Here is a 12,312-nt window from a genome sequence, read left to right on the forward strand (position 1 = left end):
ATGCGGCCTTGGCTGATGGTGATTCTGGTGAGTCTGACTGCATTCCCTGCGTTCGCGCAGGATCTCGCACTCAAGCGCGTGATGCTTTCCTCGGGCGGTCTCGGCTACTTCGAGTACGAGGCGGCAGTCGAGGGCGACGCCACCCTGAAGCTCACGGTTTCCCTCGATCAGGTCGACGACGTGCTGAAGAGTCTGGTCGTCTATGACGACATGGGCGGCGTCGGCGGTCTGAGCCTGCCCGGTAAGGAACCGCTGCGGCAGACCTTCAGGGACATGCCGTTCGACCAATCGGCTCTCGACTCGCCCGCCGCGCTACTCGGGGCTCTCAAAGGTGCGCAGATTTCGGTGGGCGGCACGCGCGCCGTCTCGGGCCGCATCGTCTCGGTCGAGGAGGAGACGCACACCCTCAACGACGGCAAGACCACGACCAAGCGCACGCGGGTTGCAGTTCTAACTGACATGGGACTGCAACAGTTCATCCTCGAGGATGCCGAAAACCTGCAGTTCGCCGATCCCGCGCTACGCGACAAGATCGGCCAGGCGCTGCAGGCAATCCAGGCCAACCGCGCGAAAGACGCGCGCACGCTCGACCTGGCGACGCGCGGCCAGGGCCGGCGCACCGTGCGAGTCGCCTATATCGTCACCGTGCCGGTGTGGAAGGCCTCGTACCGTCTCACCTTGCCGGGCGATGCGGCATCGCCGAAGGCCGCGTTGCAGGGCTGGGCCACCGTCGAGAATCTCAGCGGACAGGACTGGAAGGAGGTCGAGCTGACGTTGGTTTCCGGCCGGCCGGTCGCGTTCCATCAGGCGCTGTACGACGCCTATTACGTCACACGGCCGGAAGTGCCCGTCGAGGTAGCGGGCCGGCTCAATCCGTACATCGATCGCGGCGGCGTCGCGGCGGCCGAGTTGCGGCGCGCAGCGCCACCGCCACCTCCCGCGCCCGCAGGGGCGCCTACGATGAAGTCGCGTGACGCGCAGTATGAAGCCGCGGCCGCACCTCCTGCACAAGCGGCCGGCGCCAATCAGATCCAGGCCACGGATGCAGCGACGCAAGTGACGTTCCGGTTCCCCAATCCGGTGAGCGTCGTCAACGGCCGCACGCTTTCCCTGCCGGTGATCGACCGGCAGGTGCCGGCGCAACGGTTGGCGCTTTTCGGCGCCGATCCGACGGCGCGCAATCCGATGGCAGCGGTGCGCCTCACCAATGACGGCGACACCGGACTGCCGCCCGGCATCCTGACGATCTACGAGCGCGACGCGGCAGGCATGGTGTCCTATGTCGGCGATGCGCGCCTGTCGGCTTTCCCGATCGGCGAGCAGCGCCTGTTGGCCTATGCGCTGGACGAGAAGATCACGGTCGAGCGCGACGCCGCGCAGACCGATCGGCTGGCGACCGGCACGATCGCGGACGGCGTGCTGCGCTACAGCCGGGTGGTCCGCCAGACCACGACCTACCGGGTGCGCGGACCGGCGCGGGAGCCGCGGCAACTCGTCGTCCTGCAGCGCCGGCTGCCGGGCTGGACGCTGACCAGGCCCGACGCGAAGGGCATCGAGCTCAGTGAGGGCTCCTACCGGATCCCGTTCCAGCTTCCGGGAAGCGATCAGACCCAGGTCTTTGAGGTGGCGCAGGAGCAGACGCAGCATCAGGAGCTGCGGCTGCTCGATACCGGCAGCGACCAGATCAGGGTCTTTGCCCAGGCGCAGGAATTCGATGCCAAGACCCGCGAGGCCTTGACCAGGATTCTGCAGCTCCAGCAGGCCGTCAGCGAGGCCGAGCGCAAGATGGCGCAGATCGACGCCGAGCGGCAGAACATCGTCCAGGAGCAGGCCCGCCTGAGGGACAACCTCGGTCGCGTGCCGGAGAACAGCGACCTGCAACGCCGCTACCTCGCGACCCTCGACAAACAGGAAACCGAGCTGGAAGCGATGTCCAAGCGCCGCGCCGACGCCGAAAAGGCAGTGCAGGCGGCTCGCGACACGCTCCGAAGCTACGTGTCGCAGCTGGGCTGAAATTGTCTAGTCATCGCTCGCTCATGATCATGAGCGAGCGAGACGCTCGCGGTCCGGAAGAGACTGATCAGCCCGCGCGCAGCGTGCGCACGGCATCGTCGCGGCGGAACAGGTAGAGCAGGGCCCGGAGCGCCGCGCCGCGCTCGGACTGCAGCTCCGGATCGCGGTCGACGATCAGGCGGGCATCGTCCTGCGCGGCCTGCAGCAGCTCGGCATGGGCCGCAAGGTCGGCGAGCCGCATGTCGGGCAGGCCGCTCTGGCGGGTGCCCAGCAACTCGCCCGCGCCGCGCAGCTTCAGATCCTCCTCGGCAATACGGAAGCCGTCCTCGGTCTCGCGCATGATCGCCAGCCGCGCCTTGGCCGTCTCGCCGAGCGGCTGGGCGTAGAGCAGCAGGCAGCTCGACTTGGCGCTGCCGCGTCCCACGCGGCCGCGCAGCTGATGGAGCTGGGCGAGGCCGAAGCGCTCGGCATGCTCGATGATCATCACCGTCGCGGCCGGCACGTCGACGCCGACCTCGATGACCGTCGTCGCCACCAGGATCGACAGCTCTCCCGAGGTGAAGGCCGCCATGGTTGCCTCGCGCTCGGCGCTCTTCAGCCGGCCGTGCACCAGCCCGACCTTGCCGGGGTAGCGCGCGCTCAAGAGGCGATGGCGCTCTTCTGCGTTGGCGAGGTCGATGTCCTCGGACTCCTCGATCAGCGGACAGACCCAGTAGACCCTCGCGCCGGTCCCGACCATACGGCCCACCGCGTCGGCCACTTCGCCGATCCGCTCGAGCGGAATCGTCCGGGTGTCGATCGGCTGGCGGCCGGCGGGCTTCTCGGTGAGCTTGGAGACGTCGAGATCGCCGTAGGCCGCCAGCATCAGCGTGCGCGGAATCGGCGTCGCGGTCATCACCAGCAGGTCCACGGAATGGCTCTTCGACGACAGCGCCATGCGCTGGTGCACGCCGAAGCGGTGTTGCTCGTCGACCACCGCCAGTGCGAGATCGGCGAATTCGACGTCCTCCTGCACCAGCGCATGCGTGCCGACGACGAGCTGGATCGTGCCGTCGGCGAGGCCTTGCAGCGTCTGCTTCTTCTGGCGCGAGCCATCGCGCCCGGTCAGCAGCGCGAGCCGGCCGCCGGCCGCCTCGGCGAGCGGCGCGATGGTCGCGAAGTGCTGCCGCGCGAGAAGCTCGGTCGGCGCCATGAGGGCTGCCTGTGCACCGGCCTCGACGGCGGTCAGCATGGCGAGGAAGGCGACCAGCGTCTTGCCGCTGCCGACGTCGCCCTGTAGCAGCCGCACCATGCGCTCGGGCCTGGCCATGTCGGCCGCGATCTCCGCCGAGGCGAAGAGCTGGCTCGAGGTGAGCTGAAAGGGCAGGGCCGCCAGTGCACGCTTCTGCAGGGCGCCGTCGCCTTTGGTCGCCCGGCCGGCAAGCGTGCGGTTGTGATGGCGCACCAGTGCGATCGCGAGCTGGCTCGCCAGCAACTCGTCGAAGGCGAGCCGCGCGCGCGCCGGATGCATCGGCGACAGATCGGCTTCGTCGGCCGGGGCATGAGCGGCCTCGAGCGCCGCCTTCCAGCCCGGCCATTTCTGCTTCTTCAGGTAGGCCGCGTCCTGCCACTCCGGCAGCTCCGGTGCGCGCTCGACAGCGGCAGCGATCGCCTTCTGCAGAGGCCGCTGGGTGAGGCCGCCGGTCAGGCCATAGACAGGTTCGACCCGCAGGATGGACTCTAGTTCCTCCAACGGCACGACATGATCGGGGTGCGTCATCTGCACCTCGCCCTGGTAGAGCTCGATCCGGCCGCTGACGACCCGTCGCTCGCCGGGCGGCAGCAGCTTCCTGAGGTAATCCTCGCGGCCGTTGAAGTAGGTGAGGGTGAGCCGGCCGGTCTCGTCGCTGCACCATACGCGGTAAGGTGCGCGCGGGCCGCGCGACACGATGTGCTCTTCGATCGTGACAGTAAGGGTGGCCACCATGCCGGCGCGGGCTTCGGCGACCTTGGGCGCGTTGCGGCGATCGATAACGCCGAGCGGCAGGTGCCACAGCAGATCGACGACCAGCGGCCCCGCCAGGCGCTCCACGAGCGTGCCCAGCCGTGGGCCGATTCCGGGCAGCGAGGTGACCTGGGCGAAGAGTGGGGTGAGGCTGGCTGGACGCATGGCTGTGGTGCGTGACTTCGCACCCGTCGCCGCCTATATGCTACGGCCCTTTTCGCCAGGACCTGGGGAAAAAATGGCCGACGAGACTGAACTGGAGACGCGGCGGAAGCGTTTGCTCTATCGCAGCGTCTATCGAGGCAACAAGGAGAACGACATTCTCCTGGGCCAGTTCGCGCGCGCCCATATTGCGGAATTTGGTGCCGCAGAACTGGATCAGTACGAAAGTCTGCTCAGTGCCGGCGACAACGACATTTACGACTGGGTTTCGGGCAAGACGGCCGTGCCGGCGGAAGCCGATTCCATGGTGCTGCGCAAGCTTCTCGCATTTCGCGTGAGGTTCTAGGTGTCCACCCTCGCCGAACGCCTCGCCAGTTTGCATCGTAAAGCCGGCCGCTGGACCCTGGCTGGCCTGCCCGAGGGCGCCGATGCGATGGTGCTGGCCGAGATCGCCCGCACCACCGGCGGCCAGGACATCCTGCACGTGGCGCGCGACGGCCAGCGGCTGGAGCGGCTGCAGGACGGACTCCACTTCTTCGCGCCCGAGCGCCAGGTCCTGGCCTTCCCGGCCTGGGACTGCCTTCCGTACGACCGGCTCTCTCCCCATCCCGACATCGTGGCCGAGCGGCTCCAGACGCTGGTGCGTCTCGCCACGCCGAAGAAGCCCGGTGCGCCGGCGCGTATCATCCTCGCCTCCGCCGGGGCAGTGCTGCAGAAGGTACCACCGCGTGCCCTCTATGCCGAGGCGGCGACGGTGCTGCGCAAGGGCTCGAGCGTCGACATCGCCGGCCTGACGAAGTACCTCGGCGCGAACGGCTATGGCCGGTCCGACACGGTAATGGAGCCGGGCGAGTTCGCGATCCGCGGCGGCCTGGTCGATCTCTATCCCCCTGGTACGAACGAGCCGTTGCGACTCGACCTGTTCGGCGATGTGCTGGAATCGATCCGCTCATTCGATCCGATGAGCCAACTCACCACCGGCGAACGCGACGAGGTCGTGCTGCTACCGGTCAGCGAGGTGCTGCTGACGCCCGACAGCATCGAGCGCTTCCGCACCGGCTATCGCGAACTGTTCGGCAATGTCGCGGGCGACGACATCCTCTACGAAGCGGTGTCTGCCGCGCAGCGTCATGTCGGCATGGAGCACTGGCTGCCGCTGTTCCACGAGCGGATGGAAACACTGATCGACTATTGCGCTGGCGCGATCGTCACCTCGGACCATCAGATCAAGGAGGCATTCGACTCACGTTGGGAGCTGATCGCCGACTACTACGACGCTCGCGTGAAGACCGGCGCAAAGGGCGGCATGTCCGGCGGGGCGGACTACAAGCCGCTTCCGCCGGAACGGCTGTATCTCGAGCCGTCGCAATGGGACAACTTGCTCGGAGGCCACAGCATCGGCCAGTTTACGAGCTTCGACGCTCCCCTCGAGGCGCCGAATGCCGTCGATCTCGGCGGGCGACGCCATGAAGGCTTCGCGAAGGCGCGCACCGCGCAGGGTGTGAATCTGTTCGACATGGTCGCCGATCACGTCAAGGGCGCGAACGCGGCTGGACGACGTGTCGTGGTCGCGGGCTTCACCGAAGGCTCGGCGACTCGTCTCACGCATCTGTTGCAGGAGCATGGCGGCACGACGCCGGTGCCGGTCGCCGACTTTGCAATGGTGCAAGGCCTACCGCCGGGCGTGGTGGGCATCGCGGTCTGGCCGCTCGAGCACGGCTTCCTGCTGGATGGGCTTGAGGTCATCGGCGAGGAGGACATCCTCGGCGACCGCCTGTCCCGGCCACAGCGCAAGCGGCGGCCGTCCGAGCGCTTCATCGCCGAAGCCTCGGCGCTGAGCGAGGGCGACCTCGTGGTTCATCGCGAGCACGGCGTCGGCCGCTACGACGGTCTGGTCACGCTCGACATCCACTTCGCGCGGCACGACTGCCTCAAGCTCAGCTACGACGGCGGCGACAAGCTGTTCGTCCCGGTCGAGAACATCGACGTGCTGAGCCGCTACGGGGCGTCGGAAGAGAATGCCGTGCTCGACCGGCTGGGCGGAGTCGCCTGGCAGTCGCGCAAGGCGCGGCTGAAGCAGCGCATTGCCGACATGGCCGACCGGCTGATCGCCATCGCCGCCGAGCGCGCGGTGCAGCGCGGCGAGACGATGAGCCCGCAGGAAGGCCTCTACGAGGAGTTCTGCGCGCGCTTCCCCTATGTCGAGACCGACGACCAGCTGCAGGCGATCTCCGACGTGCTCGACGACCTGTCGTCGGGCAAGCCGATGGACCGCCTGATCTGCGGCGATGTCGGCTTCGGCAAAACCGAGGTGGCGCTGCGGGCGGCCTTCGTGGCGGCCATGTCCGGCAAGCAGGTTGCCGTCATCGGCCCGACCACGTTGCTGGCACGCCAGCACCATCGCAACTTCGTGGAACGCTTTCAGGGCATGCCGGTGCGGATCGGCCGGCTATCGCGCCTCGTGGCGGCCAAGGAAGCCAAGGAGACCAGGGTCGGGCTCAAGGAAGGCACGGTCGACATCGTCGTCGGAACGCACGCGCTGCTGGCCAAGAGCATCGAGTTCAAGGATCTCGGCCTGTTGATCGTCGACGAGGAGCAGCATTTCGGCGTCGCCCACAAGGAGCGGCTGAAGGAGCTGCGCGCCGATGTCCACGTGCTGACGCTGACCGCGACGCCGATCCCGCGCACCCTGCAGCTCGCCCTGACCGGCGTGCGCGACATGAGCGTGATCGCCACCCCGCCGGTCGACCGCTTGGCGGTACGCACCTTCGTCACGCCGTTCGACGGCGTCACGATCCGCGAGGCGCTCCTGCGCGAGCAGTATCGTGGCGGGCAGAGCTTCTATGTCTGTCCGCGCATCGAGGACCTGGCCACGGTCGCCGAGGAGATCCGCGAGCTGGTGCCTGAGATCCGCATGGCCCTGGCGCATGGCCGCATGCCGCCGACCCAGATCGAGAACACCATGCAGGAGTTCGTCGAGGGCAAGTTCGACCTGCTGCTCTCGACGAACATCGTGGAAAGCGGCCTCGACATCCGCAACGCCAACACGATGATCATCCATCGCGCCGACAACTTCGGCCTGGCCCAGCTCTACCAGCTGCGCGGCCGCATCGGCCGCGGCAAGACCCGCGCCTACGCCTATCTCACCGTCCCGCCAGGCAAGGCGTTGAGCGAGGCGGCATCGAAGCGGCTCGAGGTTATGCAAACGCTCGACACGCTGGGCGCCGGCTTCCAGCTCGCCAGCCACGACCTCGACATCCGCGGTGCCGGCAATCTCCTCGGCGAAGAGCAGTCGGGACATATCCGCGAGGTCGGCATCGAGCTGTATCAGCAGCTCCTCGAGGAGGCCGTCGCCTCGGCGCGGGGGCGGGCGCAGGAGGCGGAAAAGGCCGAGTGGTCGCCGACCATCAATCTCGGCATCCCGGTCCTGATTCCGGAAGAATATGTCGCCGACCTGTCGGTGCGCATGGGACTCTATCGGCGGCTGGGCGGCCTCAACACCCAGGGCGAAGTCGATTCCTTTGCGGCCGAGCTGGTCGACCGCTTCGGCCAGACGCCGCCCGAAGCCGAGTTCCTGCTGAAGACGATCTCGCTCAAGCTGCTGTGCCGCGCGGCTTGCGTGGAGAAGATCGATGCCGGCGAGAAGGCCGTGGTCTTCAGTTTCCACGACAACAAGTTCCCCAGGCCGGACCGGCTTATCGGCTGGATTCAGAAGAACGCGCCGCTGGTGAAGCTCAGGCCGGACCACCGCGTGATCGTGCAGCGCGTTTGGAAGGACGAGCGACAGCGGCTTTCGGGCGTGACCGGGATCGTTTCGGCTTTGGCGAAGCTCGCCGGGGCGGCTTCGGCGCCAGCAGAGCCTGCGCCGCCCGTAGCGCGCAGCGCAGCAGCCAATCGCTGAGCCGCCGGTCGCCGCTCGCACGGGCCAGGCTCAAGGCGCCGACCGCGAGGATTGCCGCCGCCGTGGCGTCGGGATCGAGCTTGCGCCGGCGGCCGCGCGCCATCTCGCCGATCGCGCCATGCAGGACGTTGGCGTAGGCGAGCTGGGCGGGCAGGGGAGCCCGGGCGACGTCGCCCGCCAGCGCCGCCAGGGTGCAGCCCAGCGCATTGGCCAAGAGATCGTCCTTGGCGAGATAGGCGCCGAGCACACCGCCAACCGTAGCGTCCGTGGCGCGTAGCGTCCGGAGCAGTCCGTCGCCGGCACGGATCACCTCGGCGAACAGATCCTCCTTGGAGTCGAAATGGGCATAGAAGGCGCCGCGCGTCAGGCCTGCCGCCAGCATGATGTCGTCGATGCTGGTCCCGGCATAGCCGCGTAGCCGGAACAGGCGGCCGGCGTGCTGGAAGATCTCTGCCCTGACGCGGGCGGTATGGGTTGGGCTTGGAGGCATTGTATGTCGAATAGCATATCATATGCTCAACGACATATCACGCCGCTTCAAAACCGCTTTGCCTCATCGGAGTGCGCCGCTCCAGTGGCGCTCATCACGTACACGTCGTCTTGAGCGAGGCGAAGAACCTCACGTCGGCAGCAGACTCGGGGGTAAATTCCGTCAAGTCCTTCGTTCCGCTCAGAGTTTGTAAATTTTTCGTCGGTCTTGTCCTCGGCGGCTGATTGAAGAACCAAAGATCCCTCGCTGCGCTCGGGATGACAGCATTGTTGTCATCCCGAGTGCAGCGAGGGATCTTTCGTTTCGTCGACTCCACGACTGAAGAAGCTGGATTGAAAAATTCACAGGCTCTCAGGACGACAGAGGTGCGTCACGGAGCGCTATTCTCGGCCCGACGCAGGCGGACCTGGAAGCGTAATATGTCATATAACATATGGTATGTTATATGACATATTACGATCGGTAGATGCCTTCATTGGAGCGCGCGGCTCCGGTGGCGCCCGTCAAGCACCTGTCGTCCTGAACGAAGCGAAGGGCTCACGCCGGCAACGGACTCGGTGGTCGTTCCGCCAGGTCCTTCGCTCGGGGCGACAGGTGGGCAGAGCTCGGACTTATGTTTGATTTGTCGTCCCGACCGGCGCCAAGCGTGGCTCGGCATAGTGGAGGGACGTTGCCTCAACACATCGGCCGTACTCGTCGGAACGGGGCCTCTCCGCTACGCGCCTTTGGCGCTCCGGTCGAGGCGACGGGATTCGCGCGCCCCTCAGGCGGTCGACTGGGCCGCGCTGGTGGCGGCGTCGCGCTCGGCCAGATTGAAGACCTCGACGAAGGCCGACGGCGGCTGCGCGCCCGACACCGCGTACTTGCGGTTGACGATGAAGCACGGCACCCCGTTGATGCCGAGGCGGCGTGCGTAGACGTCGGAGGCGACGACTTCCTGCCGGCCTTCCTCACTCAGCAGGAACTTGCGCGCCAGCTCGCGGTCGAGGCCGGCGCGCCGGGCGCACTCCACCAGGATCTCGAGGTCGCCAACGTCGAGACCGTCCTCGAAATAGGCCCGGAAGAGCTCGGCCACGACCTCGTCCTGGCGCTCCTGCTTGGCGCTCCAGTGGACCAGGCGATGCGACAGCACGGTGTTGGGCGTGCGCTTGATCTTCGAGAACTGGAACTCGATGCCTGCCTCGCGGCCGCTTTCGGCGATCGCCTGGTAGATCTGGCGCGGGCGGTCGCCGCCGCCGAATTTGGCCCGCACGTAATCGTCGCGCGTCATGCCTTCTGGCGGCATGTCGGGATTGAGCTGGAACGGTCGCCAGGAGATGGCGATGTCGTTGCGCCCGCTGAGATCGAGCGCGCGCTCGAAGCGTCGCTTGCCGATGTAGCACCACGGGCAGATCGTGTCGGAGACGATGTCGACGTAAATCATGCCGCAAGCTTACGCTTTTCGCGCCAATGCAGGAAGAGACCGGCCACGGCGGCGATCCCGAGCGCAACGCTGGTCAGCCATGCGGCAGCCGGCCATCCGCCGGCCGAAACCAGCGCGGCCGTGATCGGGGGTCCGAGCAGGGCGCCGAGGTTCGAGACCTGCATCAGCAGCCCGGTTGCCGCGCCGACCAGCTGCGGCCGTGGTGCATGGAGTGGGATCGCGGTGAACAGGCAGCCTGGCACGACGCCGATCACGGCGGAATAGACTCCGGCCAGCACAAGCCGCGCAAGGTCCGGCACGCCGTCTAGGAAAATTCCCGCGGCGCAGACCGCCATCGAGACGGTCGCGCCGACGATGATCGCGACCCTCGGCACCCGCCGCTGCAGCATCCAGCCGGCGGCGAGATTGCCGGCGACGTTCACGATCGTCACGACCGCGGTGACGATCGCGGCCGTCGAGGTCGGGAAGCCCAGCCGCTCGACCTGCAGGGTCGGCAGGAAGCCGACCACGGCGAACCAGCAGCACGAATAGGCGCCGAAGCAAATCGCGATCGCGAGCGATCCTCCGCTGGTCGCGACCTCGGCCATCTCGGACAGCACGGGACGACGCAGTGCAGCGATCGGGTCGAGTTCGTGCCGGGGCCGCGCCCGCAGCAGCAAGGCGGCGAGCATCGCGGCGGAGGCGGCGGCGGCCACCAGCCAGGCGATCCGCCAGGACGTGCCCGGCAGGACGAGGGCCGCGATTAGCATCATCGACCCGGCGCCGGCCGGCATGTATGTGGTCCACAAGGCCATTGCGAGCCTCTGGTCGTGCGGTGTTGCGATGCGCAGCAGCAGCGTCGGGATGGCGACCACGACCGTGATGAAACCCAGGCCCTCGAAGATTCGGGCGGTGATCAGCGTCTCGACGCTGCCGCTCATCGCGCCGAACAGGCTCGCGACGAGGCACAGCGCCGTGCCTAGGATGACCAGCCGGCGATGGCCGAAGCGGTCGGCCGTCAGCGCGATCGCCATGCCGCCCAGCGCCGTCACGAGGTTCAAGGTCGACAGCAGCCATCCGGCCTGGCGCAGGCTGGCATCGAGCTCGACCCGGATCGAGGGCAGGGACGGCGGCACCTTGCCGACATGGAAGGCCGCCACGATGCCGGCCGCGACCAGGAGCGCGACCAGTCCCCAGGGCGTGCAGCGCGACGGTGAGGTCAGTACTGCACCCGCGTGGTGATCGCGCCGTCGACGATGAAGTTGGCGCCGCTCACGAACGACGCCGGCGCGCCCGCGAGGAAGGCGACGCAGGCCGCGACTTCCTGCGGTGTGCCCATGCGGCCCATCGGATTGCGCGCCAGGGTGCGCTGGTAGCGTTCGCTGTTGGCATCGCGCTGGCGGCCCCAGGTGTTGCCATCCTCCAGGATCGAGCCGGGTGACACCATGTTCACCCGCACCCCTTTGGGCGCCATGTCGATCGCCAGCGACTTCACCATCGGCACCAGCGCCGCCTTGACCGAGCGATAGGGTTGCACCGGCCCGGCCGATGCCTCGTTGAGCGACACCGTGCCGATGATGGTGCAGGTGGCGCCCCGCTGGTTGCCGTTTTGCCCGCTCTTCACCAGATGCGGCATGACGTGGCGAACCGATTCGACAGTCGAGACGATGTCGATGGCGATGCTCTTGCGCCAACCCTCCGGCGTGTCGTCGGTGCCGAGCGCGCTGACATTGGCGACGAAATGATCGATGCCGCCGTCGGCCGCGAAGCCGTCGATCCATTGCTTGAGGGCGGGATCGTCGGTCACGTCGAGCGCGGTGCCCTGAACGCGGGCTTGCTTGCCGCGCCACTCATCCTCGCGCTGCTTCACCAGCGCGGCGTCACGTGCGCAGAAGCCGACGACGGCGCCCTCCGCCACGAAGGCGTCGACGATGGCCCGCCCGATGCTCTTCGTGCCGCCAGTGATCAATACGCGCTTGCCCTTGAGACCCAGGTCCATGTGTCCTCCGATGGATGCGCTCGCTGGGAGGGTGGCATGAAGCCCCAGGATGCATTCGATGTCAGTTATCCTCAGAGGCCGGCAAAGACGATTGAATATTTACGTTTGACACTCCGGAAGGGCGCTCATATAAGCGCGCCTCCCGAGACGAACGGGGTCACCGAAAGGCGCCACGGACTGTGAGTGGCGCGGGGTCTGAGGACCTGGAAGTGATCCTGTGAACTTGAGGTCTCGACCTTTTGGTCGTGTGTTCTATGCATCGTTTGTTGGGAAAGGGATACGCCGGCGGCGGCGATCATTTGTCTGGCCTTCGGGTTGGGCGATGTTTTCGTCGTCGCTAGTTCGAGACCTGGCCTTCGGG

At 67.2% G+C, this 12,312-nt stretch carries 7 protein-coding genes and 1 pseudogene; 3 read left to right on the top strand and 5 right to left on the bottom strand.

Features of this window, described 5'->3' with window-relative positions:
* Positions 1 to 27 precede the first annotated feature (27 nt).
* Positions 28 to 2,013, top strand: a complete 1,986-nt coding sequence (locus ACQY8M_RS25675; RefSeq protein ID WP_428661566.1) for a DUF4139 domain-containing protein — start codon at positions 28 to 30, stop codon at positions 2,011 to 2,013.
* 67 nt (positions 2,014 to 2,080) lie between these two features.
* Here ACQY8M_RS25675 and recG read toward each other — a convergent pair whose 3' ends face one another.
* Positions 2,081 to 4,162, bottom strand: coding sequence for an ATP-dependent DNA helicase RecG (gene recG / locus ACQY8M_RS25680; protein ID WP_428661569.1), 2,082 nt, complete (start codon positions 4,160 to 4,162; stop codon positions 2,081 to 2,083).
* A 73-nt stretch (positions 4,163 to 4,235) separates the two neighbouring features.
* Here recG and ACQY8M_RS25685 point away from each other — a divergent pair, with 73 nt between their 5' ends.
* Both ACQY8M_RS25685 and mfd read left to right on the top strand, forming a co-directional pair.
* Entirely contained in the window at positions 4,236 to 4,505 is a 270-nt protein-coding gene (locus ACQY8M_RS25685; RefSeq protein ID WP_428661572.1) for a succinate dehydrogenase assembly factor 2, read from the top strand.
* A complete protein-coding gene (gene mfd, locus ACQY8M_RS25690) occupies positions 4,506 to 8,060 on the top strand; it encodes a transcription-repair coupling factor (protein WP_428661575.1) in 3,555 nt (1,184 codons plus the stop codon).
* A gap of 367 nt (positions 8,061 to 8,427) precedes the next feature.
* On the opposite strand, the pseudogene ACQY8M_RS25695 reads toward mfd, so the two are convergent.
* The 4 genes and pseudogenes from ACQY8M_RS25695 to ACQY8M_RS25710 all read right to left on the bottom strand — a co-directional run.
* Positions 8,428 to 8,550, bottom strand: a pseudogene (locus ACQY8M_RS25695) (hypothetical protein); the annotation flags it as partial.
* 763 nt (positions 8,551 to 9,313) lie between these two features.
* The gene (locus ACQY8M_RS25700) at positions 9,314 to 9,973 is read right to left on the bottom strand and encodes a DsbA family oxidoreductase (protein WP_428661577.1); all 660 of its coding nucleotides are present in this window, start codon (positions 9,971 to 9,973) and stop codon (positions 9,314 to 9,316) included.
* Positions 9,970 to 11,112 (bottom strand): CynX/NimT family MFS transporter, encoded by a 1,143-nt coding sequence (locus ACQY8M_RS25705; RefSeq protein ID WP_428661580.1) that lies wholly within the window; start codon positions 11,110 to 11,112, stop codon positions 9,970 to 9,972. Before ACQY8M_RS25705 ends, ACQY8M_RS25700 begins: the two co-directional genes overlap by 4 nt.
* A gap of 59 nt (positions 11,113 to 11,171) precedes the next feature.
* Positions 11,172 to 11,951, bottom strand: a complete 780-nt coding sequence (locus tag ACQY8M_RS25710; RefSeq protein WP_428661583.1) for an SDR family NAD(P)-dependent oxidoreductase — start codon at positions 11,949 to 11,951, stop codon at positions 11,172 to 11,174.
* Positions 11,952 to 12,312 lie beyond the last annotated feature (361 nt).

The sequence above is a fragment of the Reyranella sp. genome (assembly GCF_965279465.1).
Taxonomy (GTDB): Bacteria; Pseudomonadota; Alphaproteobacteria; order Reyranellales; family Reyranellaceae; genus Reyranella.